Origin of the sequence: Leucobacter exalbidus, from assembly GCF_017834145.1 — a bacterium.
GTDB lineage: Bacteria > Actinomycetota > Actinomycetes > Actinomycetales > Microbacteriaceae > Leucobacter > Leucobacter exalbidus.
The window spans coordinates 189,646-215,991 of sequence record NZ_JAFIDA010000001.1; the positions used below are offsets into that span (position 1 = coordinate 189,646).

General features: G+C 63.7%; 23 protein-coding genes. 16 read left to right on the forward strand and 7 right to left on the reverse strand.

Annotated features, from left to right (window positions below):
- Positions 1-5: 5 nt before the first annotated feature.
- Both JOF28_RS00905 and JOF28_RS00910 read right to left on the reverse strand, forming a co-directional pair.
- Entirely contained in the window at positions 6-1,349 is a 1,344-nt protein-coding gene (locus JOF28_RS00905; protein WP_209704046.1) for a HipA domain-containing protein, read from the reverse strand.
- Positions 1,342-1,623 (reverse strand): helix-turn-helix domain-containing protein, encoded by a 282-nt coding sequence (locus JOF28_RS00910; protein ID WP_209704047.1) that lies wholly within the window; start codon positions 1,621-1,623, stop codon positions 1,342-1,344. Before JOF28_RS00910 ends, JOF28_RS00905 begins: the two co-directional genes overlap by 8 nt.
- Positions 1,624-1,869: 246 nt before the next feature.
- Between JOF28_RS00910 and JOF28_RS00915 the strand changes: the two genes are divergently transcribed.
- Complete coding sequence (locus JOF28_RS00915) at positions 1,870-4,704, forward strand: variant leucine-rich repeat-containing protein (protein WP_209704048.1); 2,835 nt, start codon at positions 1,870-1,872, stop codon at positions 4,702-4,704.
- A 22-nt stretch (positions 4,705-4,726) separates the two neighbouring features.
- Here the strand turns inward: JOF28_RS00915 and rsmD are convergent, their stop codons facing one another.
- The gene (gene rsmD / locus JOF28_RS00920) at positions 4,727-5,317 is read right to left on the reverse strand and encodes a 16S rRNA (guanine(966)-N(2))-methyltransferase RsmD (protein WP_209704049.1); all 591 of its coding nucleotides are present in this window, start codon (positions 5,315-5,317) and stop codon (positions 4,727-4,729) included.
- A 75-nt stretch (positions 5,318-5,392) separates the two neighbouring features.
- On the opposite strand from rsmD, the gene JOF28_RS00925 reads away from it, so the two are divergent.
- The 10 genes from JOF28_RS00925 to mutM all read left to right on the forward strand — a co-directional run bounded on the left by JOF28_RS00925 (position 5,393) and on the right by mutM (position 14,900).
- Positions 5,393-7,603, forward strand: coding sequence for an ATP-dependent DNA helicase RecG (locus tag JOF28_RS00925; RefSeq protein WP_209704050.1), 2,211 nt, complete (start codon positions 5,393-5,395; stop codon positions 7,601-7,603).
- A 188-nt stretch (positions 7,604-7,791) separates the two neighbouring features.
- Complete coding sequence (locus JOF28_RS00930) at positions 7,792-8,712, forward strand: ABC transporter ATP-binding protein (protein ID WP_209704051.1); 921 nt, start codon at positions 7,792-7,794, stop codon at positions 8,710-8,712.
- Between the two features lie 59 nt (positions 8,713-8,771).
- Complete coding sequence (locus JOF28_RS00935) at positions 8,772-9,668, forward strand: ABC transporter permease (protein ID WP_209704052.1); 897 nt, start codon at positions 8,772-8,774, stop codon at positions 9,666-9,668.
- 65 nt (positions 9,669-9,733) lie between these two features.
- On the forward strand, positions 9,734-11,068 hold the full coding sequence (locus JOF28_RS00940) for a sensor histidine kinase (RefSeq protein ID WP_209704053.1): 1,335 nt from the start codon (positions 9,734-9,736) through the stop codon (positions 11,066-11,068).
- A gap of 82 nt (positions 11,069-11,150) precedes the next feature.
- Complete coding sequence (locus JOF28_RS00945) at positions 11,151-11,840, forward strand: response regulator (protein WP_209704054.1); 690 nt, start codon at positions 11,151-11,153, stop codon at positions 11,838-11,840.
- Between the two features lie 57 nt (positions 11,841-11,897).
- Positions 11,898-12,392, forward strand: coding sequence for a pantetheine-phosphate adenylyltransferase (gene coaD / locus JOF28_RS00950; RefSeq protein ID WP_209704055.1), 495 nt, complete (start codon positions 11,898-11,900; stop codon positions 12,390-12,392).
- Positions 12,392-12,961, forward strand: a complete 570-nt coding sequence (locus tag JOF28_RS00955) for a YceD family protein (RefSeq protein ID WP_209704056.1) — start codon at positions 12,392-12,394, stop codon at positions 12,959-12,961. The genes coaD and JOF28_RS00955 overlap by 1 nt, the downstream gene beginning before the upstream one ends.
- 13 nt (positions 12,962-12,974) lie before the next feature.
- Positions 12,975-13,178, forward strand: coding sequence for a 50S ribosomal protein L32 (rpmF, locus tag JOF28_RS00960; RefSeq protein WP_209704057.1), 204 nt, complete (start codon positions 12,975-12,977; stop codon positions 13,176-13,178).
- Between the two features lie 10 nt (positions 13,179-13,188).
- The gene (rnc, locus tag JOF28_RS00965; protein ID WP_209704058.1) at positions 13,189-13,935 is read left to right on the forward strand and encodes a ribonuclease III; all 747 of its coding nucleotides are present in this window, start codon (positions 13,189-13,191) and stop codon (positions 13,933-13,935) included.
- A gap of 11 nt (positions 13,936-13,946) precedes the next feature.
- A complete protein-coding gene (gene mutM / locus JOF28_RS00970; RefSeq protein ID WP_209704059.1) occupies positions 13,947-14,900 on the forward strand; it encodes a bifunctional DNA-formamidopyrimidine glycosylase/DNA-(apurinic or apyrimidinic site) lyase in 954 nt (317 codons plus the stop codon).
- Between the two features lie 49 nt (positions 14,901-14,949).
- On the opposite strand, the gene JOF28_RS00975 is transcribed toward mutM, so the two are convergent.
- Entirely contained in the window at positions 14,950-15,921 is a 972-nt protein-coding gene (locus JOF28_RS00975) for an ankyrin repeat domain-containing protein (RefSeq protein ID WP_342452039.1), read from the reverse strand.
- A gap of 19 nt (positions 15,922-15,940) precedes the next feature.
- Positions 15,941-16,738: a hypothetical protein gene (locus tag JOF28_RS00980; RefSeq protein ID WP_209704061.1), complete on the reverse strand. Its 798-nt coding sequence runs from the start codon at positions 16,736-16,738 to the stop codon at positions 15,941-15,943.
- Positions 16,739-17,358: 620 nt separating this feature from the next.
- Here JOF28_RS00980 and JOF28_RS00985 point away from each other — a divergent pair.
- Together JOF28_RS00985 and JOF28_RS00990 are read left to right on the forward strand one after the other, a co-directional pair.
- Positions 17,359-19,248 carry a heavy metal translocating P-type ATPase gene (locus tag JOF28_RS00985; RefSeq protein WP_209704062.1) on the forward strand — a complete coding sequence of 630 codons (1,890 nt, stop codon included), beginning with the start codon at positions 17,359-17,361 and terminating at the stop codon, positions 19,246-19,248.
- A 185-nt stretch (positions 19,249-19,433) separates the two neighbouring features.
- Positions 19,434-20,516 carry an alkene reductase gene (locus tag JOF28_RS00990; protein ID WP_209704063.1) on the forward strand — a complete coding sequence of 361 codons (1,083 nt, stop codon included), beginning with the start codon at positions 19,434-19,436 and terminating at the stop codon, positions 20,514-20,516.
- 81 nt (positions 20,517-20,597) lie between these two features.
- On the opposite strand, the gene JOF28_RS00995 is transcribed toward JOF28_RS00990, so the two are convergent.
- Positions 20,598-21,146, reverse strand: coding sequence for a hypothetical protein (locus JOF28_RS00995; protein WP_209704064.1), 549 nt, complete (start codon positions 21,144-21,146; stop codon positions 20,598-20,600).
- On the reverse strand, positions 21,146-21,982 hold the full coding sequence (locus JOF28_RS01000; protein ID WP_245189817.1) for a helix-turn-helix transcriptional regulator: 837 nt from the start codon (positions 21,980-21,982) through the stop codon (positions 21,146-21,148). The genes JOF28_RS00995 and JOF28_RS01000 overlap by 1 nt, the downstream gene beginning before the upstream one ends.
- Positions 21,983-22,091: 109 nt before the next feature.
- On the opposite strand from JOF28_RS01000, the gene JOF28_RS01005 reads away from it, so the two are divergent.
- From JOF28_RS01005 to JOF28_RS01015, 3 genes are all read left to right on the forward strand, one after another.
- Positions 22,092-24,068, forward strand: a complete 1,977-nt coding sequence (locus tag JOF28_RS01005) for an AMP-binding protein (RefSeq protein ID WP_209704065.1) — start codon at positions 22,092-22,094, stop codon at positions 24,066-24,068.
- Between the two features lie 82 nt (positions 24,069-24,150).
- Positions 24,151-24,528 (forward strand): DUF485 domain-containing protein, encoded by a 378-nt coding sequence (locus JOF28_RS01010; RefSeq protein ID WP_209704066.1) that lies wholly within the window; start codon positions 24,151-24,153, stop codon positions 24,526-24,528.
- Entirely contained in the window at positions 24,525-26,144 is a 1,620-nt protein-coding gene (locus tag JOF28_RS01015; protein WP_209704067.1) for a solute symporter family protein, read from the forward strand. The genes JOF28_RS01010 and JOF28_RS01015 overlap by 4 nt, the downstream gene beginning before the upstream one ends.
- Positions 26,145-26,346 lie beyond the last annotated feature (202 nt).

The following is a 26,346-nucleotide window of genomic DNA, read 5'->3' on the forward strand; positions in this document are numbered from 1 at the left end:
AGGGGCTAATCCAGGAGATCCAAGCCGAGGTCGAGCTCGAGCCCAAGGTCTCGCGTGCTCAGCGGTGTTGCTGACTCATGGTCGCCTCTGCGCAGCGCGACCGGCTTGGGAGATAGCGCCATGTCTATCGTGGCGGGCTGCTGAACGCTGAGATGGCGAGTGGTTGATGCCACCAAGCGGTCCCACTGCGCCAGCATGCGTCCGCTCACGCCTGCGGCTCGGAAGATGTCATGCCCTTGATCTGCGACGGTGGTATAGGTGCTGCGGGCGAGCGCAACGATACGGTCTTCGTCGAGCATGTTTGCCCGGGCCAGTTTTGCCCAGTGTGCTGCCTGCACCTCAGGTGACCGCTCAGCCCCGCCAATTTTCATTGCGAGCTTATCTTCGTCGTACTTCGGCCAGATGGTGGTAGGTATCGCGTCGTACAGGGGCGCAACGCGAACACCGCCATCCAAGAAGACGGAATAGTTTTTGCCGTGCGCATCAGAATTACCGATAGCGGTGTTGAAGATCAGCATGTGTGCGAGCTGGTATTGGCTCTCTTCATCAGAGTGTTCTCGCAGCGTGCTGAAGAGATGCGCCGCGCTCATGCCGTATTTCTGCCCGGGATCGCGGCCCGCGGCTTGAGCAAAATCTTCGGTGTGGATCCTGGTGACCACTCCGTCGGTGATGCGTCGGTCGAAGCGCTCCACCACGTAGGTGTGCTGCCCCAGGATGTGCACGCCCGAAGCTTTGGGGGCACTGATCCCGGCGGCTCGAGCGAGGGCCAGGGAGCCTGCTTCGAACTCCGGGGCGCTCTCCACATCGTGGAAAGCCGGCTTGAAGATGTGGGTGGAGGGGAGAACGGCGGAAGACCAGAACCAGGTTTCGTCTACCTGCGTGAGGGTGAACTTTCCTTGCGCACCGGCTAGGGACATGCGCACCTTGCCGATGTGTTCCGGCGCGATCCAGGCATCTCTGTCGTCCATGAGTGATGCGATGCGGTCCGCGATCTCGTCGCTGGAGGCGAGGCGCGCAGCGCTTGTCCCGAGTCCCAGGCCGGATCCCTCAGGAAGCAAGCTGAGCGCACCGGCAACGTCCTCGCCGGTGTGCTTGAGGAGATCGAATGGATGGTCTGCCGTGTTGAGATGTCGTGCCCATCGGGCGCGTACCCCGTCATTGTCAGGCAGAAGATTTCGTAGGAAGTTCTCCGCAGCGCGCTTCGTGTGAGCGCCGTGCCTGGGAAGAGACAGCGAGATTGGTGTCTCTGGGGCATCTGCGTTGTAAACGAAGTTTATGCGTCCGTCGCTTTCGCGTATGAACAGCCCAATATGTGTACCATTTTTGAAGACTTCAAGAGCTTCAGGCATGCTGCACATACTCCGGTCTGAGCGTCCCGTCGGCCGCGAATGCATCGGGGTGGGTTGCGGGCACTGCGCGCGGATTGAGTCCGAGAGCTTTGAGCGCGATCACTGCGCGTCCCACCTCGGCGCGGGGGCGGCCTGCCTCAACGTCGACGATGTAGTCAAGCGGAATGTTGGCCTTGGCGGCGAGCTGTTCCTGCGTAATTCCCGCTTCGGCGCGCGCCTCTTTCATCACGCGTGCAAGACGCGCGACGGAGTGAATAAATGGCCGCTGCTCCATGCCTGAATACTAACTCATTGGCATGTTTGACTGGATTTCACACCGGGCTTTACCGCGCGGCAACGCGCTGTTGACGGGATGAACTCACCGCGAATCTCACCCGCCGAAACGACGCCCTGCGTGATGCAGGATGCCTGTTTGACGAGCTTTTATACATTTGTGTTGAAACGTCGTAGGGCTCACATAGACTATTTGGAGACTACGAGCGGGTAAGGCCTGTTCGTTGAAGCCAACACAGGAGCCCCGATGCCGAAGCCCCCGACACCGAACCCCGCCTGGGATGCCAGTGGTGCTGGCGTTCCGACCGACGCCTCAGCTGAACAGCTTGCCGGGCTCGCCGCGAATCGACCCGATCTGTGGGCACAGATCTCTGCGCATCCCAACTGCTATGACGGGCTGCGCGACTGGATTGCCGATAACGGCGGGGCATCACAGCGCGTCGATCAGTCGTTTGATGCCACGATGACCGCCGCGAGCTATGATGAAGAGACCCGCACGGTCGCGGCCCGCGCAGACGAGCAGACGATCGTCGCGCGCGACTTTGAGGCCACAATCGTTGCCGCAGCTCCGGATCCCGACAACGCCGACGCCCCCACCGAAGTCGCGGCACCCGACCCGGTGATCCCGGCAGCTCCTCCCGCCCCCGCGATCACACTGATGGCGCCCCCTGCCGGGCTGCCCATGGCGCCGCCTTCTGGCGCTCCCATGGCACCCCCTTCGGGTACCCCGATGCCCGAGCCCCAGCTGCCCCCGCCCTCGCTGCAGATGCCGCCCCCGATGGCGGCGATGCCGCCCGCAGGAGTAATGCCCGCGGCCGAACCGCTGCCTCCGATGGGGCACCCGGCCCCGCCAGCTGGCGCTGCCGCCGAGCAGCCGAAGCGAAAGAAGCGCAAGGGCGCCGCGTGGCTCGCCGCGGGGATCTGCGCCGCCCTCGTGGCCGCGGGTGGCGTGGCACTCGCAGTGACTGGCACCTGGCCCTTTGGGCAAGACAGCGGCGGCTCAGCCGCTGCTGAGGTCGAAGACACCGGCACGATCGCCGAGGGCGACCGCTTTCTGAACGGCCTCGAAGCCAAATGGAGCATCGAGGGCGGTGACATTGGCGCCTCGGCGAGCGTGAGCGGCTACCTGCCCCGCATGCAGGGCCCGATTAACGTCGCCGAGCGCAAAGATCAGCCAGTGCAGCTTGCCACCGGTACGCTCGTGAGCTTCGTGCCCTCGGCCAATCACAGTAACAAGCCGGTGAGCTGGGCCTTTATCGATGGTGACACCGGTGCGGTGGCCTGGACCGAAGATGGCCTGGGCCGCCCCGACTCCTGTGTACTCAACGATGATCACACCGAAGGTGTGTGCGCCACCTCAGAGGCCCAGGTGGTGGGCTTTAACGCGGCCGGGCTGACCTTCCGTGTGCCCAGTGAGCTGGGGGTGGTGCAGCGATTCGGTGACGAACTGCGTGTGCTTGAGCCCGCAGCCATTGTGTCGCGCTCAATGACAGGAAAAGAGCTTGCCTCTGAGCCGGTTTCTGGCGAAGCCGGGTGGAACGTGAATAACGCCAGCAACCCCGACTGCGTGTGGCTCGCGGGCGGTGACACCGTGTCATACGCGGGCGACGGCTGCTCAGCCCCCGACGACGAAGTACTCGTCAAGTCGACCACCTTTACCTGGGATATCGCGGGCACCGACAAGCCCGTGATTCTGATCGACGATGCCCAGTCCCTGCGTGCCTTCGATGCCGAGAGTCGCAAGAAGCTGTGGACCATCGACGGTGCGCTGCCCGGCTGGTACCAGGCCCCCCAGATCGTTGAGCGTGAGTCGGGCGACGGCGTGCTGGTGTGGAAGGAAGCGGCCGCGAAGTTCGCAGTGGTTGATCTGCGCACAGGCACCGAGACGGTGGTGGACACCAATGTGTCTGACCGAAACATTGCGGTGTCTGGCGGGCAGGTGCTTGCATTCAGCGGTCCCACAGATCAGGCGCTCTCAGAGGTGGCGATCTTCGACGGTGAAACCGGCGCCGAGGTGTACACGGGCTCGTTCGCTGAAGTCACCGATGTGGCTGAGGTGATCGGCGGCCCGGCAGGGGTGATCTTCTCGCACTACTACTGCACCGACTGCTCCACAGCCGAGGGATCCCACCGGCTCGACAGCTACACATTTATGGGGGCAGTGCAGGGCGCCACAGCGGCCGGCACCGCGGCGACAGGAGCCTCACTGCCCGGCTCAATCACAGAGGAATGCCCCGCCAAAACCGACACATACGCCTGGGCCGAGTTCGTAGACGGCTGGGTGCTCGTGTGCGGGCTGTCGCAGTCTGAGCCGACGTTTATGGCCTACCAAGAGGCCGGCTCCTCAAACGTGCAGTACTCAGTAGGCGCGACCAACCCCACCAGCGCTGATGCGAAGGCTGCTGTCGACTGGGATGCCGGGCTGTCACGGTACACGGGCGAGATGGCGAACGGCGATCACATCACGCTCGACTACGAAATCGGCACGATGGTGCGGCGTGACTCGGCCAACCACAAGACTCTCGACCAGCAACGCTTCGTGCAGTACGTGTTCGTGCCCATGGGAGAGAGCGTACGTACGGTGCAAGAAACATCGCAGCAAGACGGTGCCTTCAACGTGCAGGCCCCCGAAGACACCGCCCAAGACCAGGTGCGGTACATGATCGAGGTGCTCGAAAAGGCGTACTCGGGGCGTGCCCTGTTGAAGGATGCGCTACCCAAGCTGCAGTACTGCACGGCGTCAGCGGGCGGCTATTCAGACACCGTTTCGGCGATGGAAGCTGTGCGCGATAACCGGTCTGAGCTATTGAGCGCGCTCGACGCGATGCCGGTCGACAAGATTCCTGACGGGAACGCCCTGCTCGACGACCTCTACGAGGCGATTGAGGCCTCGCACCGGGCGAACGTCGAGTACGTGGCCTGGGCCGAGGCGGCGAACGCCTCGGGTTGTGCGTCGTTGTCGAGCGCCGGTGAGGCTGCGGCGAAGGCCTCAGACGCACCTAAGGAGCGGTTTGCATCGCGCTGGAACCGCTCCGTGGCCCCCACGTATGGGGTGCGCACGTTCGACGCCTGGTACATCTAACGGCCCGGTAGAGCCCACGCAGTTACTGCGTGGGCTCTGCCCACCACAGCGCGGTTTCGCCGTGACGCTTGTCACGCACCGGCTCGAGGCCCGCGGGCCAGGTGGGCTCGGGGGAGCGGGAAGACCGCTCCACGAGCACCGCGGCATCGGCCGCGAGCATGGGGACGAGCGCGGCGAGGTTCGCTGACAGCTCGGCCTCACCCAGGTCGTAGGGCGGGTCGAGAAACACGACATCCCAGGTGGGCGCCGGATCCCGCAGGGCGCGCGCATCGAGGAACGCCTGCACCGACTGCTTCGCCACCTCGACGACGGGCGGCTGAACGCGAGCATGCGCAAACGAGGGCTTGATGGTGCGCCAGTTGCGCTCGGCCACGCCTGCGGCCTGCTGGTTCTTCTCGACGAGGGTGACCGAGGCTGCACCGCGGCTCGCCGATTCGAGGCCCAGGGCCCCTGATCCGGCGTAGAGGTCAAGCACGCGCGCGTCTTCGGTGAGGCCCCAAGATACGAGCGTAGAAAAGATGGCCTCGCGTACGCGGTCGCTCGTGGGTCGTGTGCCCGCTTGGGGGACTTCGAGCCTGAGCGATCCGGCAACTCCTGAAATGATCCTCGTCACGATTCGAGGGTACCGTGTGGCGCACGGCGCGCGCTGCGACCGCGCCGTGTCAGTGGGTGCGGGTACGCTGAGTACATGGAAAATGTCACCCTCGAGACGCCGCTTGTCGGCATCATTGGTGACCGCACGGCGACCGTGCTCGAGCGCGCGTTCGAAATGCACACGGTAGAAGATCTGCTGATGCACTTTCCGCGACGCTATTCGAAGCGCGGCGAGCTCTCGCCATTGAAAGAGCTGCCCATTGGCGAGCACATCACGGTGGTGGCCGAGGTACTTGAGGTGCGTGAGCGTCGCATGCAGCGCCGCAATGGCAGTCTGATCGAGGCCCGCATCACCGATGGTGAGGGGTTTCTCACGATCACCTTCTTTAACCAAAAATGGCGGTTGAAGGATTTGCAGGCGCGTCGCCGCGGCGTATTCAGCGGCAAGGTGAGCGAGTACCGCGGTGCGCTGCAGCTGCAGCAACCCGATTATGAGCTGTTTGAACATCGCGACGATGCGCCCGGGGGAGAAGCGCTGAGCGAGGCCGCCGCGAAGGCGTGGTCGCAGGTGCCCGTGCCGCTGTACCCCGCGACGGGGCAGGCGCAGTCGTGGGCCATTCACCGGGCGATCGGTGTCGTGCTCGACCAGCTTGATCCGGTGCCCGACCCGCTGCCGATGTACGTGGTCGCGACCGAGGGTCTGATGAGTTTTGATCAGGCGCTGCGCCTGGTGCACCAACCCGAGGTCGACGAGCACTGGCAGCAGGCCCGCCAGAGTTTGCTGTTTCGTGAGGCGTTCGAGCTGCAGCTTGCGCTGCTTGACCGCAGGCGCCGGGTGGGGCTCGCCCCCGCCATGCCCCGCGAGAAGGACGGTGAGCTGCTCACCCGATTCGACGGCACACTGCCGTTCACGCTCACGGGCGACCAGCAGCGCGCGGGCGAGACCATCGCGAACGATCTCGCCGACGTGCATCCTATGCACCGTCTGCTGCAGGGCGAAGTGGGCTCAGGTAAAACCCTCGTGGCGCTGCGGGCGATGCTGCAGGTCGCCGAAGATGGCGGGCAGAGCGCGCTGCTCTCGCCCACCGAGGTACTCGCCTCACAGCATTTCCGTTCCATCAATGAATCGCTCGGCCCAGATCTCGCGGCAGAGGTCGGCGTCGTGCTGCTGACCGGCCGCATGCCGGCGGCTGAGCGCAAGAAGGCCCTGCTTGCGCTCGCCTCGGGCGCGGCCCGCATCGCGATCGGCACGCATGCCCTGCTGGGTGACAAAGTGTCAATGTACGACCTCGGCCTCGTCGTGATCGATGAGCAGCACCGCTTTGGCGTTGACCAGCGCGAAGCCCTGCGAAAAAAGGGCAACAACCCGCACACGCTCGCCATGACCGCCACCCCCATTCCGCGCACGGTCGCCCTCACCGCGTTTGGCGACCTCGAGGTGTCCACCATTAAAGAGCTGCCCGCTGGGCGACAGGGCATCAAAACAGTGGTCGTACACGAGGAATACACGCCAGACCGCAAGACGCGCATGTGGCAGGAAGTGTTTTCGCAGCTCGAAGAGGGGCGCCAGATCTACTTCGTGTGCCCCGCGATTGACCAGACTGAACTCGACCCCGAGCTTGATGCCGAAATTGATGGGCCGGTCGCCGCGCACACCGCGGCAGACGCGAACGCCCCCGCAGCGCCGCCGAAGCCGCCCGTTGCCAACGTCACCGACACCGTCGCGCTGCTGCGTCGGTCACGCAAATACGAGGGCATTCGGGTGGAGGGCATGTACGGCAGCATGCCCACTGACGAGAAAGACCGCATCATGCAAGACTTCGCGTCGGGCGACATCGGCATTCTCGTCTCGACCACGGTGATCGAGGTCGGCGTGAACGTGCCCAACGCCTCCATGATGATCGTGCGCAACGCCGACCGCTTCGGTATTTCGCAGCTGCATCAGCTGCGGGGACGTGTGGGGCGCGGCCAGCACGCAGGTCGATGCCTGCTGTTGACGAGCGCCGAAGAGGGCACACCCGCCCTCGAGCGGCTGCTGGCGGTCGCCGCCACCACCGACGGGTTTCAGCTCGCCGAGGCCGACCTCGAGCAGCGGCGCGAGGGCGATATTTTGGGCACCCGGCAGTCGGGCGGGCGCTCGACCCTGCGCCTCTTGCGCGTCACCGAGCATGGTGAACTCATCGTGCACGCCCGCGAGGTCGCCGCAGATCTGCTCGACGGCGACCCGCTGCTTGAGCAGTATCCGCTGCTCGCGAGCCGCATCGCCGCAGAAGAATCTCACATCGAGAACCTCGCGAAGTCGTAACAGCGTCACTGGCCAGCCGTGCCAAAGCCGCGAAGCCCTCGGTCAGCCCAGGGGAGTGACCTGCCCGAACATCCCGTGGTACCGCGGTACTACGGGGTCGGTACCTTTGGTCGATGTGCTGACCCCGGGGTGCGCCATATCTTCAATAGTGAGGCCAGAAAGTCTGGCCGGAACGACGAGGATTGCTCATGATCGAAGCACGCGGGCTCACCAAACAGTACGGCGACAAGCGCGCGGTGGATGACGTTACCTTCTCCATCGCACCCGGCCAGGTGACTGGCTTTCTGGGGCCGAACGGCGCAGGCAAATCAACCACGATGCGGCTGATCCTGGGCCTCGACAAAGCCAGCTCGGGCACCGTCACGGTCAACGGCATGCGGTACAGCGAGATGGCTTCGCCACTCACCCAGGTGGGGGCGCTGCTCGACGCAAAGGGGGTGCACCCCGGCCGCACCGCACGCAGTCACCTGCGCGCCATCGCCGCCACCCACGGCATCTCAGACCGCCGCGTGAACGACGTGCTCGAGCAGACCGGCCTCGAATCGGTCGCGCACAAACGCGTCGGCGGCTACTCGCTCGGCATGGGGCAGCGGCTCGGCATCGCCGCGGCGCTGCTGGGCGACCCCGGCGTGCTGATCCTAGATGAGCCCGTGAACGGCCTCGACCCCGATGGCGTGCGCTGGATTCGCGAGCTGCTGCGCTTCCTCGCGAGCGAGGGCCGCACCGTGCTGCTGTCGAGCCACCTGATGACCGAAATGGCGCAGACCGCCGACCACATCATCGTGCTGGCGCGCGGCCAGGTGAAGGCAGATGCCCCGCTCGCCGAATTCCTCGACGTGCAGGGCAAGCGCATGGTGACCGTGCGCAGCCCAGAGTCGGCACGCCTCGCCTCGCTCATCATGCGCGAGATTCCCGGCTGCCGCCTCGACTCCTCAGGCGACGCGGGCTTCACTGCCCAGGGCATCGAAACCGCTCAGGTAGGCCGCATCGCGCTGAACGCCGGCATCGAACTGCACGAGCTTGCAAGCTCCGGATCAAACCTCGAAGACGCCTACCTGTCGCTCACGCAAGACGATGTCGAGTACACGACCGAGCGTTACGCCGCCTAATTCGGTGCGCGCCCCCACCATCGCCCCGCGCGGGCCCCTTGAATGTGAAGGAACACACCATGACCACCACCCTCGTCATTGACGGCAGCAAAGTACCCGGCGAAGCATCGCCCACCCCGCCCAGAAAAGTGACCCCGGGCACGGCCGTCATGGGTGCCAAGCTCAGCTTCGGTGGCATGCTGCGGTCAGAACGCATCAAGCTGTCGTCACTGCGCAGCGTGAAGGCAACGCTGCTGTGCACCCTCGTAGCCGGCCTCGGGCTCGGCGCCCTCATCGCCGTGCTGTGGAACGCTGAGAATGATCTTGCCGCGGCCAGCGCGAGTGACCTGAACACGTACCTGCTGCTGTCGGGCACCACCGCGGCACCCTTCCTTGGCCTGATCTTTGGCGTGCTGGGTGTGCTCGTCATGTCGAGCGAATACGCGAGTGGGCTCATCCAGTCGACGCTCGTCGCAGCGCCCCGTCGCATGCCGGTATTCCTTGCGAAGGCGGCTGTGCTCGCCGTCGGCGCAGCACTCACCGCGCTGCTTATCGTTGGCGGCAGCATGGGGGTCGCCACGCTGATTTTCCCCGGGGCTGCAGCGCAATTCATGACCCCTCAGATTATCTCGGCGGTGCTCGGCACCGTGGGCTACCTCGTACTCCTCGCACTCTTCGCCTATGGCGTTGCCACACTCACTCGCAACGCCGCGGCCTCGATCGGCATCGTCGCTGGTGTCACGTTTGTGGCCCCCATTGCGCTGTCGATCATGTCGATGACCGGCTGGGACTGGGTGTACACGGTGATGGACTACCTGCCGATGACGCTCGGTAACACGCTCGCCCAGGGCATCTTGCCCGCCGATCAGATGGGCAGCGGTCTCGACTACTGGGGCGCCCTGTGCGCCATCGCGGTGTGGGCGATCGTCACGGTCGTGCCCGGCGCGATCCTATTTACCAAGCGCGACGCACGCTAATCGCAAGACACGAATGCCGGGCCCCGCGAGACTCTCGCGGGGCCCGCAGCAGTTAGGGTGAACCTATGACGAGCGTGACCAGCACCGACGCAGTGCTGCCCAAACCGCCAGGCCTGTTTCGACAGTTTCTGGCCACGCACCCACTTGCGGTCGACGTGTTCATCGTGGTGTGGTACTTCATTGGCGCGGGCATCGGTGTCATGTTCGACTACGCCGAGTTGAGCATGTTCGCGGCCGGAGCAGACTCCACCAGCTACCTGGACTGGCCGTGGTGGCCCTTCGCGGTGCTGCGCGTGCTTGTGGTGGCCGCGGCGCTGCTGTACCGGCGCAAGTTTCCCCTCATCGGGCTCTTCGCGGTCACGATAGCGACGCTAGGACCACACGAAGTGCAGAGCGCTGCTACGTTTGTGGCCCTCTGCTTCATGCTGTACGCCGTACCGGTCTACCGCAGCGTGCGGGCCGCATGGGCGGGGTACGGGTTTGTGATGGTGGTGACGATCACACAGGCGGTGTTCGCGGTGAGCGACGAGATCTCCACAGCGGCAAGCAACGGTGTTTCACTCGACGCCTGGCATAACATACGCAGCCTGCTGTCGTATTCGTCGATGCCCGGCCTGATGTATCTGGCGATCGTGATGTTTGGCATCAACCTCGGTAACCGCCGCCGTTACGTTGAAGCGATTATTGAGCGCGCGCATCAGCTCGTCGATGAACGCGATCAGCGAGCCCGGCTCGCGGTCGCTGAAGAACGCGCCCGCATCTCACGCGAGATGCACGACATAGTGGCCCACTCGCTGTCGGTAATGATCGCCCTGTCTGAGGGAAGCGCCCGCGCGGCCGCGAACGCGCCCGAGGCCGCGAGCGACGCCATGCGCAAGAGCGCCGAGACCGGCCGCACCGCCCTCGCAGAGATGCGCCGACTACTCGGCGCCCTGCGCTCGGGCGACGATTCACCCGAGCTCGCCCCGCAACCCGGCATGGACGATCTCGCAGATCTCGCGCAGGGCTTTCGCGACACCGGGCTGCGGGTGGGGCTGCGCATCGATGGCCAACCCTCGGGTGACCGCGGCCAAGAGCTCGCCGTCTACCGGGCCGTGCAAGAAGCCCTCACCAATGTGCTGCGGTACGCCGGCCGTGGCGCCCAGGTCAACGTCACCGTGCGCAGCACCCGCGACGCCACCAGGGTGACCGTGCGTGACTTCGGTCCGGTTACCGGAGCGATTCCACTGCGCACCGGCCTCGGCGCTGGCCTCGGCCTCGCCGGGCTGAAAGAACGCGCCCGCATGCTCGGCGGCGAGGCCGCAGCCGGCCCCGCCGAAGAGGGGCCCGGCTGGGAAATGCGCGTCAGGCTGCCCGCGGCGCTTGACGCACGAGACACCGACCCCAGTACTGCGAAGTAGCGCACGACCGCGCACCACCCTAGACTGCGCCCCAGACTCTGGACGGCACCCCGCCATGACCACACGAAGAACGGACCTTTTGATGTCGACCGCCCCCATTCGCGTCATGATCGTCGATGACCAAGAACTCATTCGCACCGGGTTCTCACTCATGCTCGCTGCCGAGCCCGCGCTCGAGATCATCGCCGAAGCCAGCGATGGCCGTGCGGCCCTCGCCGTGCTCGAGCGACTCAGCGCCGAGGGCAAGGGCTGCGACATCGCACTCATGGACGTGCGCATGCCGGGCATGAACGGCATCGACGCAACCGCTGAGATCGTGCGCCGATTCCCCGACACCCGGGTGCTCGTGCTCACCACGTTCGACCTTGACGAATACGCACTCGACGCGATTCGTGCCGGCGCTGCAGGGTTCTTGCTGAAAGACGCCAAACCCGAAGACCTCGTGACCGCCATCACGCGCATTGCCGCGGGAGATGCCGCGATGGCCCCGAGTGTCACCCGCAGACTCATCGATCGAATTGGCCTCAGCACGACGCCCGCCACCGAAGAAAATGCGGGGGAGGCGGGGCTTGATCCGGAGCTGGCGCAGCTGACCGAGCGCGAACGCGAGGTGCTGCAGCTCATCGCGGCCGGGCTCAATAACGCCGAAATTAGCGCGAGCCTGTTCCTTTCTGAGTCGACCGTGAAGACCCACGTGGGGCGCGTGCTCTCGAAATTGGCGCTGCGCGATCGCGTGCACGCCGTCATTTTTGCGAAAGAACACGGGCTGTAATCTGCGGTCTGATAATTATTCGACATATCCCAGGGGCGGCACCGCTAGGGTAGAGGCATGAGTAAGATCGCCGTCGTACCCGGTTCCTTCGACCCGGTCACGTTGGGGCACCTTGACGTGATCCGACGCACCGCCAAGATCTTTGATGAGGTGCATGTGCTCGTGGTTCATAACCCGGGCAAAGATGCGATGTTGCCAATCTCGGAGCGCGTGGGATTGATTCAAAAATCAATCACCGAAGACCCCGACATTCCAGACAACGTACTCATCGCCTCTTGGTCGGTGGGTCTGCTCGTTGACTACTGCACCGAGGTGGGCGCAAATGTGCTCGTCAAGGGCATCAGGTCGCAAATCGACGTCGCCTACGAGACACCGATGGTGCTCATGAACCGCAGCCTCGCAAACGTCGAGACCGTGTTCATGCTGCCCGACCCCGCGCACGCCCACGTCTCAAGCACGCTCGTGCGCCAGGTCGCATCGCTCGGTGGCGACGTCACCCCATATGTACCGAAAGCGGTTGCCCGCTTCCTCGATAAGACAAGGCCCGCTTGATGAACGCCACGCGCGTATATGAAGAAAACATTCGCGAATTCGCGAAGCGACCGGGGGAGATGCGCGAACGCTCGCGAACCTTTGCTATCCCCGAACAGTTTGGCGAGGCTCTCGCCGTCATCCGCAAGGGTGAAGAACTTGAGCTGAACGTTCGCTTGGAATCAGTCCACGAGGGCATCCTTGCCTCCGTCGACGCACACACCACACTGCACGCAGAATGCGGTCGTTGCTTGAAAGAATTCGCCACGCCGTTTGAAGTCGAGTTCCAGGAACTTTTCGCGTATACTCCTACAGAGGCCGACGAGTATGGGGTTCACGGTGATCACGTGGATCTTGAACCCCCGCTCCGAGACGCGGTAGTGCTTGCACTTCCGTTCCAGCCAGTGTGTCGCCCGGACTGCCCGGGGCTCGATCCCGAGTCCGGTGAGCTGCGCGAGGCCGAGGCTGCAGTGTCGTCTGACGCAGATCTTGATCCGCGGTGGGCAGCACTGGCTCGCTTCACAGCGGGCACGGTCACGGCTGACCAAAAATCTGGCTCGGGGGAGTTTCCCGAGTCTAAAAGCAAGTAGGAAAGAGAACATCATGGCTGTTCCGAAACGGAAGATGTCGCGCTCGAACACCCGTCACCGCCGCTCGGCGTGGAAGGCCTCGGTTCCGACCCTGGTCAAGACTGTAGTTGACGGCAAGACCGTTTACAGCCTTCCCCACCGCGCTCGCGTAGTCGAGGACTCACAGGGCACCCCCCTGTTCCTTGAGTACAAGGGCCGCAAGGTAGCTGACGCGTAAGTCTTATCGCGTGACAGGGAACGATTCATCGATCCCGCACACCGAAGCTGCGACGCCGTCGGGAACGCCTCAGGGCGGCCCCGGCGGCGTTCTGCATTCATTCGGTGTTGCGGTAAAAGACGAGCTCTTGCAGCTCGCGCTCACGCACCGGTCGTGGGCATACGAACACGACGGCGCACCCCACAACGAGCGGCTCGAATTTTTGGGCGACTCGATCTTGGGCCAGGCCGTCACCGTCAAGCTGTACAAGGACTACCCCGAGCTGAGTGAGGGCGACCTCGCAAAGCGACGTGCGGCGCTCGTGTCGACCGTGGCACTCGCAGAGGTGGCCCGCGGGCTCGACCTCGGCGACTGGCTACGCCTGGGCAAGGGCGAAGAAGGCACCGGCGGCCGTGACAAGGCCTCCATCCTCGCTGACACGGTCGAAGCGCTCATCGGCGCGGTCTACCTGTCAACGAACGGCGAGATCGCGGCACGCTTCGTGCTCGACCTCATTGCGCCGTTGCTGGCAGACCCCACCCGGTTCACTAACTCGCTTGACCCCAAAACCACGCTGCAGGCTGAAGCCGCGAAGCTGGGGTTGCCCCACCCGCCGTATCTCACGGCTGGCACGGGCCCCGACCACGCGAAGCGCTACGCCTCAACCGTCACCCTTGACGGTGTCACCGGCTTTGGTCGCGGCAGCAGCAAGAAGGTGGCCGAGCTGGCTGCCGCACGCGATGCGGTGAAGCAGCTCAACGCTCGGAAGAACTCCTAGCGGGTTATTTGATGCCTGAGCTGCCCGAGGTCGAAGTGGTACGCGCGGGGCTTGCCCCCGCCGTCACCGGCGCCCGCATCATCGGATGCGAGGTGCTCGACTCTCGGGCGCTCAAACGGCACGTGCCGCTCACGGGCGATGACGGGCAGGGCGGTCACGGCGTGACGCTGAGCGCTCTCGCCGGCGCAGAACGCGCCACCGATTTTGAACGCCGGGTCGTGGGTCTCACCCTTGCGGCCCCGCGCCGCCGCGGCAAATTCCTCTGGATCCCCGTGTCTGAGAAGCAGGCGCTTCTGGCCCACCTCGGCATGAGCGGCCAGGTGCTGCTGCGCGCTCTTGACGCGCCAGACGACAAGCACGTGCGCATCAGACTCTGGGTCGAACACCCGCAGCACGGTGAGCTCAGGCTCGACTTCGCCGACCAACGCCTCTTTGGGTCGCTCGCGCTCGACGCGTTGACACCCGATGCACGCGGGCTGGCCGACGTGACCGCCGCCCAGCTGGCGTCGGTGCCGGCACAGGCCGCGCACATTGCGCCTGACCCGCTCGAGGAGTCCTTCGACGACGCCGAGTTTGTGCGCGCGATCCGCTCCCGCAGCCGCGGCATCAAGGTGCTGATTCTTGACCAGACGCTCATCAGCGGGGTGGGTAATATCTACGCTGACGAGGCACTGTGGCGGGCGAGGCTGCACCCCGAAACCGCCGGATCATCGCTCAGCGTGCGCAAGGCCGCTGAGCTGCTGATGCACCTGCGTGAGGTATTCTCAAAGGCCCTCGCAGAGGGCGGTACGAGCTTTGACGAGCAATACGTGAACGTCAATGGCCAGTCGGGCTACTTCGCTCATTCGCTGAATGCATATGGGCGCGGGGGAGAACCGTGCCCGCGGTGCGGCGGCGCTATTAAGCGGGTGCCGTTTGGCGGGCGCTCGTCGCACTTCTGCCCGAAGTGTCAGCGTAAGCGGTAGATGGGTTCCCACTTTCGGTACCTGATCCTTAACGGCGGAGACTGTTAGCTTACCTCGGCGTGTGAGGGATCGGTGTCGGGTTGAGGCCGACCCAACGCGTTGCGAGCTCGCGTATGCGATCGAGTTCTTCTTCATTGCCTCGGCCGCGACTGAGCGCCCGTGCGAGGGCGCGCGCCTCTGCGCGATCGGCGTCAGGGAGGGGCACGGCAGACGCAAGCATGGCGGGATACTCACTGAGCATTTCGCGGTATCGGGAGTTCCAGTTGGCACCCCCGTTGCCGCCAATCTCTGCCGCAATGCGGCCAGCCACTCTGATCACCTCGCCCTGCACCGTATTCGCGCTGCCTGCTGCTGGCACAAGGTAATCCCACAGTGCGTTGAAGCGGTCGGGCCACGCTGCGGCGTTGACCTTGATTGGTGAAACCCCATCGTGCCTCACGACGGGTGCGGCCGGCTCAACGCTGAAGAGTTTCAGCAACTGGGCAAGCGCAGCTTCTGTTCCAGGGAGTGCAGCTTCATCGAACGCTTCACGAATCTGTTCGAAGTCCTCACTGATCAGGTGGATGGCGTGCTGCAACTCCTGGGTGAGTGGTGCGCCCGCTTGAATGTGAGCCGCAGCAACTGAGGCAGCTTGTACGAGGTCTGACCCCCTCGTGCGCCTGAGGCGATACAACAGCGCCGTTTCGCCGTCGTCATTGACAGCGAGAACGTTGGCCCCGGCGTTGATCAAGGTGCGAGTGTGAGTCGAATGACTACTCGCGTCGAATAGGGGAGTGCGGCCGCTATCGTCAGTCCGTTCGAGGTCAGCCCCCAAACCGATAAGTAGCGCAGGCTGCCCATTCCATGAGCCGGAGTGATGGTGCAGCGGTGTGCGGCCTCTTTCATCGGGCGCGTGAATATCGGCTCCCTGAGCAAGTAGCCAGCGAATCAGCTCGGCCGGTACGCCGTCGTAAGACAGGGCAGGGGCTTTCCAAGTCCCGCCTCGCGCATTGACGATTGACGCCTCGAATACGGCTTGCATGGCCGCAATATCGCCAGATTCAACGCACGCGTGTACTTACGGCGACGTAGCTTTCATCACTCGGGATGTATTTCACCTCGACCGCCGAACCCGGTTGTAAACCTGGCAGGGCGATGCCCGGCACCGGCATTTCTCTGTGGGAATCGAACGTTGATCCGTCTGGGCGGGTCACCCTCAGCTTGATGCGCATGACGGCTTCATCAGCTCCGATTTCTCCGGTGGGCTGAAGCTGCATGACCACTGCCTTCGCGCTCAGTCCGAGTTTGGCCACGTGCACCTGCTGTTCGGTGAGCTTTCCCTGTCTCATGCGCGATTGGTACAGGACCTCGGCCAGTTGTTCTTCATGAGCCACAGGTGCGAAAGCGATCTTATTATTTGGTAGATACAGCACAGGAACCGTTGCGCCGGGAACAAAATCGCTGACGAGCGCGATGTTGACGTATTCCTTTATCGTCGTGCGGAAGGTGCGTCCTTCGAGCGTCTCGACGTCGACGGTGAACTTCATCTGAGGCTGATCGTTGAGAGTGCTGCCCGTGGCGTACGCGGAAACAAGTGTGCCTACGCCCACAGGAGCGCCAATGAATTCTTTGCGCTTCGCGAGGGGTGGCCTGGTGGCTTTCCACACTATTGGCAGGATGAACGCAGCGTTCACGATAAGTACGAGCGGCCCCAACCAGTTCACAATGTCGTGCGTGACAGGGGCGACCATCAACGCCTCATAACACAGGGCGATCAGCAGCGCGCCAAAGAGCGTGAATACAGAGACTCGAATGAAGATCTTGTTCCCCTGTCGCCTGCGCCCGCGCGATTGACTCACGGACTCGGTGTACAGAGCATGTCAGACGCAGGTAAACAACGCGGAAACTGGTGCTTCGCGACTTGGGCCCTGAATTTGAAACTTCGGTATTTCGCCTCTCGGCGGACCCTGAGTTTTTCTTTTCCTGTTGCTCATCCGTAAAGGGAATTCCTAGTCGGTACTTCTGGTCATTCTCGTGTCATGACAGATTAGTTGCCACCAATTCCTTCAGTAAACCTTCGGGGTCAGATGTGGGAATTAGCGACATTATGTACGTCGGACTGCGAGTGCAAGCGACGTGGCCGTGGGTGTCCACGATGTCCTGAGACATCACTCTGGAAATCGATGTGCCCCGGAGTCGGCATAGGCCAGCTCCTCTTCGAAGCAATCCCGAGATGCTCGACGTACGCTGCTTCCATGCGCACACGGCTACGGCACGTGTATAGAAGCGCCGTTGCTGCGGAAAACGGTGAATGCGTAGAGTGCGTGTCAGAATGCCAGGCCATACTGGATCATGACGGAGGTCTACCCATGGTTTGCGTCAATCGAAGCGCAAGCGAATCAAGGGCGGATAATGATCAATGATGTGACTGCGCTCAGTATACTATCCGCGGTCACACAGAAAGACTGAGGACGTAGCAATGCCAGTTCAGGCTCTCGCAGCGCAGGCGAGTGAATCGTCACGCGCGCTTTCTCCGACCGTGGAGTTTCTCCGCAACCGCAAGCTCATGATTTTCGTGCTGGTCGGTCTGACGACGGGAGTGGTGCTCTGGCTAGCTGGCGCAGAGATGCCCCTTGCGGTCACCGCGTATCTCGTGCTCGGTGTCGTGATCGTGGTCACGGCGATCGACATGTTCAAAGATTTGATGCGCGGGCATTGGGGGCTCGATATTCTCGCGGTCATCGCGATGATCGCAACCCTTGCCGTGCAGGAGTATGTGGCAGGGCTCATTATCGCGTTGATGCTCACTGGGGGAGAAGCGCTAGAAGACTTTGCCACCCGTCGCGCAAGCAAGGAACTGGACCAGCTACTCAATAGGGCCCCTGCCTTCGCGGGGAGAATTCACCCCAGCACGGGTGAGGTTGAACGTATCGCGATCGATGAGGTCAAAGCCGGCGATGAATTGCTGGTGCGCTCGTCAGAGATTCTTCCCGTTGATGGGGTGCTGATTTCGGATCACGCCACGATTGATGAGTCATCAGTGACCGGTGAACCGATCCCGGTGAGCTATCGCGCGGGCGATCAGCTTTTGTCTGGCACAGTCAACAGCACAACCAGCTTTTCGATGCGTGCGCAAAAGATTGCGTCTGAATCGAATTATGCCTCGATCGTGCGACTGGTGGAAGAGGCCGTTGACTCGCGGGCGCCGATGGTGCGTCTCGCCGACCGGTATGCAGTGCCGTTCACGATTGTTGCTTTGCTCATCGCAGGCCTTGCCTGGTTCTTCAGTGGAGATCCGGTGCGATTCGCCGAAGTGCTCGTGGTCGCGACGCCATGCCCGCTGCTCATTGCCACGCCGATCGCATTCATGGGAGGCATGAGTTCAGCGGCAAAGCTGAACGTCATCATTAAGGACGGAAGCGTCTTAGAGGTGCTCGCCCGGGTGCGTTCGGCCGCGTTCGATAAGACCGGCACCCTGACCGAGGGCAAAGCTGACGTCGTCGATATCCGACCAGCATCTCACTCAGCGGTCGAGACGCTTCGGCTCGCGGCTACCGCCGAGCAGTACTCCGTGCACGTCTTCGCCGACCCGATCGTCGCAGCAGCGCGAGCGCAGCAGCTCGAATTATTAGAAGTTACGACGGCTGACGAAGTGGCTACGAACGGCGTGCACGCCGCGCTGGTCGGGGGAGCTGAGGTGCGAGTCGGGAAGCCCGCGTTCATCGAGGAAGTGGCCGGGCCGATCACCCGCCCTGTACTCGGCGCTGGAGAAGCTGCCGTGTACGTGTCCGTCGGCGACGAACTCGCGGGCATCATCATTCTGTCCGACCCGATTCGTCCGCGCGCAGCCGAAACCGTGTCTCGCCTGCGCGAAGCTGGTGTGACAGAGATCGCGCTGGTGACCGGCGACGCCCGCTCAACCGCTGAATCTGTGGCGCACACCGTTGGTATTCGCACGGTTCATGCTGAAACCACGCCCCAGACCAAGGTCGAGATCGTGCAGGCGATGCGGTCGCGTCCCGTGCTGATGGTTGGCGATGGAATCAACGATGCCCCCGTGCTGGCTGCCGCCGAGGTGGGCATCGCGATGGCGGGCCGCGGGGCTACGGTCGCGAGTGAATCTGCTGCGGCGGTGATCACCTCGAACGACATTGCGCGTGTGGCAGATGTCGCATATGTTTCGCGTCGTACCGTCAAGATCGCATTGCAGTCGATCTGGATGGGCATCATCATCTCGGTTGCTCTGATGCTCGTTGCCGCCTTCGGTTATTTGCCCGCGGTCGTGGGTGCGCTCCTGCAAGAGATCGTTGATCTCGTTGCCATCCTGTCGGCACTCCGAGCGCTCCGAACATATAAAAGTGTGCAGTAGTTAGACCGCGTAGCTCGTGAGGGGCCTCGAGCCTCGAGAGTAGTTCAGCGATTCGACGGAACGGGCGGAATAGCCAAGCTCCTCTGCCTGTTACGGTCGGGGAGTGCTCACCGTGATTCGTTTACTGATCGAGCCGAGAATGTCCTGTGGTGCCTGCCGTGCGCCGTGAGTGAAGGAGTACCCGCGTGTCCCATCTGATGAGCCCGCTCGATCTTGGCGCCATTTCGATCCCGAACCGAATCGTGATGTCACCGCTGACCCGGGCGCGAACCGGTGACCAGCGCGTCCCCGATGGCCTCACAGCCGAGTACTATGCGCAGCGAACCGGAGCGGGGCTGATCATCAGTGAGGCGACCTCCGTCAGCCCGCAGGGAGTCGGCTACCACGGCACGCCTGGTATTTGGAATGATGACCAGGTCGCCGGGTGGCAACAGGTCACGCAGGCGGTGCACGCCGCCGGTGGGCGCATCGTCCTGCAGCTGTGGCACGTCGGGCGAATCTCTGATCCCGAGCTCCTCGGCGGCGAACTTCCCGTGGCCCCGAGCGCCGTTGTCCCTGCTGGGCGCGTGATGCGCTTGCGCCCCAAGCGGGCGTACACTCAGCCGCGCGCGCTTGACCTTGGGGAGATTCCCGGCATCGTCGAGGATTTTCGCCGCGGGGCAGAGAACGCCCAGCGCGCCGGCTTCGACGGCGTGGAGATCCACGCGGCCAACGGGTATCTGATCGACCAGTTTCTACAAGACAGCACGAACCGCCGCTCCGACCGGTACGGGGGCACGATCGAGAACCGCGCCCGGTTCTTGCTCGAGATCACCGACGCCGTGACTGAAATGTGGGGCCCCGATCGCGTGGGCGTGCATTTGCGCCCGCGCGGCGAAGAGCACGATATGGGCGACAGCAATCCCCGCGCCCTGTTCGGTTACGTCGCTGAGCAATTGGGAAAGCGCCGGATCGCCTTCCTATTCGTGCGTGAGATCGAAGGCTCTGACAGCCTCGTGGGTGAACTTCGTCGCCTGTTTGGCGGGCCGGTGATCACGAACGAAGAGATGACTGCCGCCGACGGCTCTCGTCACATTGAGAACGGAAATGCTGACGCGGTGGCGTTCGGTCGTGACTACATCGCCACCCCAGATCTCGCGGAGCGCATCGCTCTGGGCGCTGCCCTGAATACGCCGAATCCTTCGACGTTCTACCCAGACACCGATGAAGATCTCGCCGTCGGTTACACCGATTACCCCACGATGTCTGAGCTGTCAGTGACGCGCTGACGTTCAGGCTGGTCATGCCCCCACAATATCGGCTGGGGCGCGCGGCTATTGCTGCTGCAGCGAAAGAGGCGGCAGAGCAAGCTAGCGGCGTATGATTTCGGCAATGCGTTGCGCGGTCGCAAGATCGCGCACCACGAGTTGCACGCGGCGCCCATCGCCGCCGGTGACCGTGACAGATGCGCTGCCGCCGAAGTTAATGCGTGTGCGCGTGTGGTTGTCGTGGCGGGTAATGAACCAGCTCACGCTGCCCTCGGGTAACCCATCATCGGGGGCGGCCACGACCTCGGTGATATCGGTTCGTTGCAGCGTGCGTGAGTAGAACGGTGCACGAAACCTCACCTCGTGCGCATCGATGCGCACGCTGGCCCGAGCGAGCACCAACAGGCACAGCAGGCCGAGAAGCAGCACGCCGCTGGGTACGAACGCCCAGACAGATTTCGTACCGAGTGCGATGACGATACTCGCGGCCCAGGCGATTCCGACGGCCACGAGCACGCCGGCCAGTTGCGCGCCTCGCAGTCGATCGGTGCGCACCACAACGGGTGGCTGGGGGCCGCCCAAGGACTCGTCGGTATCGATGGTTGTGCTTCCTTCCGCGATGCTTGCTTTACGGCCCGAGTATACGGGCACTACCGAATCAACCCGGCCTGGCGGGCCGCCGCCACTGCCGAGTGCCGCGTCGACGCATCAAACTTCGACATGGCGGTTTTCAGGTAGCTCTTCACGGTGCTCTCGGTGAGCCCGAGGCTGCGGCCGATCTCGACGTTGGTGGCGCCCAGCGCCGCGTGCGCGAGCACATCGATTTCACGCGGCGTGAGATGTACCTCGAGCTTCGACGGTGAGGGCGGGGCTCCCAGCTGGGTGAGTTTTTGTTCGAGTGCGGTGAGCCGTGCGCGAATGGACTCGTCTTGCACATCGGCGGCGATGCGGCGCAGCTCGGCATGCCCCTCGCGCAGCGACTCGATCATCGCGCCCGAGAGCCTGGGCGCCTCGAGCTGGCGCTGGGCAACCCGGCGTACGACCTCATCTTCGACGCGAATCTCGCGGGCCAGTGAGCTGCAAATCTCGGCGGCCGCGGGAGCGAACGAGCTACCGGGGGAGGCGCCGCGTGTGCCGCCATACAGCACCGCGCGCACGCGACCGTCGACTAGCACCGGCACCGCAAACAGGGCGACGATGCCCTCGGCCGAGATCTCGGCGTCGTAGTGGTGGGTGATCAGTGCAGACTTGCGGTAATCGCCCGTGAGCCTGGGCCGCCCCTCGGCGAGGGCCTTGCCGCCGAGCCCACGGTCGGCCTCCACGCGCAGCCCGTGCAGGCTCATCGAACGGTGCCCGGCGAGGGCGGTGATGGTGGCGCTGCCGGCGGCCTCGAGGCCGCCGAAGGCGAGCGGAAACCCGGTGGTGCGAGAGAACTCTGACACAGCGTCTTGCAAAATGCGCTGCACGTTGTCGGTGGGGTTCATCATTGGACTACCAACTTTCGGGGGTACCCCATGCTAACGCCCCTTTTTATGATCGACCACAACTCCTGCAATGAAGCAGCGAGCGTCAGCGATTTCGAAGGAGAAACACGTGATGACACCCGAACATGTTGCATCCCCGGGCGGCTACGCGGCGACACGAGAGCGCAGCCTGTCTGATCGCGAGGGGTTTTGGCTTGAGGCCGCCGAACAGGTCGCCTGGAGCACCGCACCCGCCCAAGCGCTCGAAGAGCGCGCGGCAGACGATTGGAGCTGGTTCAGCGGCGGCGAACTGAATGTGTGTGCGAACGCGCTCGACCGCCACGTTGAGGCGGGGCGCGGCGACCAGGCCGCCATCATCTACGATTCGGCGGTCACCGATTCGGTGCGGCGCCTCACCTACCGCCAGCTGCGCGACCGGGTGGCCAGGTTCGCAGGCGTGCTGCGCGACCAGGGCGTCGTCGCCGGCGACCGCGTGCTCGTGTACTGCCCGATGGTGCCCGAGGCCGCGGTCGCGATGCTGGCCTGCGCACGCATCGGCGCGATCCACTCGGTCGTGTTTGGCGGGTTTGCGGCAAACGAACTCGCGGTGCGCATCGGCGACGCGCGGCCCAAGGTGATCGTCACCTCATCGGGCGGCATCGAACCCAACCGCGTCGTGGAGTACCTGCCGCTCGTGCGCCGCGCGCTCGAAATCTGCGACGACGCCGCCTCGGGGGTGCAAGCGGTGATTGTGCACAATCGGGCGCAAGTTCCCGGCTCCGCCGCAGATTATTCCGGATCAACGGAAAGCATTGCGTGGATCGACTGGCTCACCGCTGAAAGCGAGGCAACGCCCGCTGATCCGGTGCCGCTTGCTGCAGATCACCCGCTGTACATTCTGTACACCTCGGGCACGACGGGCAGCCCCAAGGGCATCGTGCGCGATAGCGGCGGCTACACCGTGGCGCTCACCTGGGCGATGCGGCACATCTTCGACGTGGGGCCGGGCGAGACGATCTTCACCGCCTCAGACGTGGGCTGGGTGGTGGGCCACTCGTTCATCGTGTACGGGCCGCTGCTCGCGGGCGCCACGACCGTGATCTACGAGGGCAAGCCCGTGGGCACCCCAGACCCTGGCGCATTCTGGCGCGTGATCGATGACTATGAGGCCAAGGTGCTGTTCACCGCTCCCACGGCGCTGCGTGCGATCAGGCGCGAAGACCCCGAGCTCAGCCAGTTGCGCACGCACGATACCTCGTCGCTGCGCGCGCTGTTCGTCGCGGGGGAGCGCATGGACCCCGAGACCTGGCACTGGGCCCGCGATGGGCTGCAGGTGCCGGTCATCGACAATTGGTGGCAGACCGAGACCGGGTGGCCGATCTGCGCCAACCCGCTCGGCATTGAGCAGCTCGAAATGAAACCCGGATCAACCGCCGTGCCCATGCCCGGTTTCGATGTGCGCATTCTCGACGGCGCCGGCAACGACGTCACAGAACCCGGCGTCGAGGGCAACATTGCGCTCAAATTGCCGCTGCCACCGGGCGCGCTGCTTGAAGTGTGGGGGAGCCGACAGCGCTTCATCGACTCGTACCTCACCGCGTTCCCTGGCTACTACGCCACCGGCGACGCCGGGTTCTTCGACGACGACGGCTACCTCACGGTGCTCGGCCGCACCGATGACGTCATCAACGTGGCCGGCCACCGGCTCTCCACCGGCTCCCTCGAGGAGGTGCTCACCCAGCACCACGCGGTCGCCGAGTGTGCCGTGATCGGTGTCGCCGACCCGTTGAAGGGGCAGCGCGCCGCGGGCTTCATCACGCTGAAGCACGGCAGCCTCGATGCGCACGAGCACGTCGCGGCCGATCTTGTGCGGCTCGTGCGCGAGCAGATTGGGCCGGTGGCTTCGTTTCGTGACGTCACCATTGTTGAGCGGCTTCCCAAGACGCGCTCGGGCAAAATTTTGCGTAAAACAATGCGCCAGATCGTCGATGGTGAGTCTTACACTGTTCCTGCCACGATCGAGGATCCGGCTGTGATTGACGCCCTCATCGCCGCACTGTCCACCACCTTTAGCGCACCCACCACGTCAGTGTTGACGCTGCCGCGCTAGCCACGCTTGATCCTCGCACCAACCTACGATTCACCCCAGGGGTGGCAATGATGCCACCCCATCCATGCGGCAAGGAGGCCACATGTCACACGAATCACCCGCCCCCGAAACGGGGCAACCAATCGACTACGAGGCGTTTCAAGCGTCCCCCGAGTTTCAAGCCATGAAGCGACGCTTTCGCAGCTTCGTGTTTCCGCTCGCGATCGCCTTTATGCTCTGGTTCTTGCTCTACGTCGTGCTCGCCGCATTCGCGCACGAGTTCATGGCCCAGCCCCTGTGGGGCATGAACGTGGGCCTGTGGTTTGGGCTGGCCCAGTTCGTCACCACGTTCGCGATCACCATGTGGTACGTCTCATTCGCCAATAAACGACTCGATCCCGTCACGACCGCGCTGCGCGCAGAACTTGAAACGCTTGAAGCCGGCGGCGCTGTCGCGGGTGCCGAAGGGGGCGTGCGATGAACGGCATGATGCTGCACCTCGAAGACGCCGCGGGTAAACAAAACCCGGTGCTCAATATCTCGATCTTCCTCGCGTTCGTCGCCGTCACGCTCGTGATCGTGATCAGGGCGAGCCGCAACAATAAGAGCGCCGCCGATTTCTACGCCGGTGGTCGATCCTTCACCGGCCGCCAAAACGGTCTCGCCATCGCCGGCGACTACCTCTCGGCCGCCTCGTTCTTGGGAATTTGCGGCGCCATCGCCATTAACGGCTATGACGGCTTCATGTACTCGATCGGGTTTCTCGTCGCCTGGCTGGTCGCACTGCTGCTCGTCGCCGAACTGATGCGCAACACCGCCAAGTTCACCATGGCCGATGTGTTGTCGTTCAGGCTGCAGCAGCGCCCCGTGCGCATGGCCGCGGCGCTCACCACCCTCGCTGTGTCGTTCTTCTACCTGCTGGCACAGATGGCCGGCGCGGGCGGTCTCGTCTCGCTGCTGCTCGGCGTCGACGACAAGCTCGGGCAGTCGCTCGTCATCGCCGTCGTCGGTGTGGTGATGATCATGTACGTGCTCATCGGCGGCATGAAGGGTACCACCTGGGTGCAAATCATCAAGGCATTCCTGCTCATTCTGGGCGCCGCCGCGATGACGATCTGGGTGCTCGCCATCAACAAGTTCAGCTTTGTGGCGCTGCTTGAATCAGCCGTCAACAACCCCGAGAACGTGAACGGTGCAGCGATTTTGTCGCCGGGCCTGCAGTACGGTGCGAACCCCATTGACTTCGTTTCGCTCGCCCTCGCCCTCGTGCTGGGCACCGCCGGCCTGCCCCACGTGCTGATGCGGTTCTACACCGTGCCGACCGCGAAGGAAGCCCGACGCTCGGTCGTGTGGGCGATCTGGCTGATCGGTATTTTCTACCTCTTCACCCTCGTGCTGGGCTTCGGTGCGGCCGCCCTCGTCGGCCCCGAAACGATCGCGAACGCCCCCGGTGGTCAGAACTCTGCTGCGCCGCTGCTCGCACTGCACCTGGGCGGACCGCTGCTGCTCGGCTTCATTTCGGCCGTCGCATTCGCCACGATCCTCGCCGTGGTGGCCGGGCTCACCATCACCGCCTCGGCCTCGTTCTCGCATGACGTCTACAACAGCGTGTTGAAGAAGGGCAAGGCCACGGCGAAACAAGAGGTGCGGGTCGCAAAGATCACAACGCTCGTGATCGGCGCCCTCGCCATCATCGGTGGTATCGGTGTGCAGGGGCAAAACATCGCCTTCCTCGTAGCGCTCGCCTTCGCGGTGGCGGCATCGGCCAACCTGCCCACGATTTTGTACTCACTGTTCTGGAAAAACTTCACCACCCGCGGTGCCGTCTGGTCAATGATCGGCGGCCTGCTCTCGGCCGTGCTGCTGATCGCCTTCTCGCCCGTGGTGTCGGGCGACGAAGCCTCGATGCTCGGCGCCGGGGTCGATTTTGCTATCTTCCCGCTGAAGAACCCGGGCATCATCTCGATTCCGCTGGGCTTCTTGCTCGGTTGGATCGGATCGCTCACCGATCCGCGACGTGAATCGAAGAAACTGGCCGCCGAGATGGAGGTGCGCGCGCTCACCGGTTACGGCGCAGAACCGGCGGTCGAGCACTAACGAGAGGCGCTTCAAGGTTGCGGGGACGGTGCTCAGGCACCGTCCCCGCCGTCGTGTGCGGGCGACGTTTTGGGTGCCTCGCAGCCGCCACTATTTCTAATCAGTAGAAATACTGCCAATCTTCACCCCTGAAAGCGGGGTGTTGATGGGCATTGTGCGGGCAGAGTGAGAAGTAGCCCAAAGGATCACAACGAACGTGATC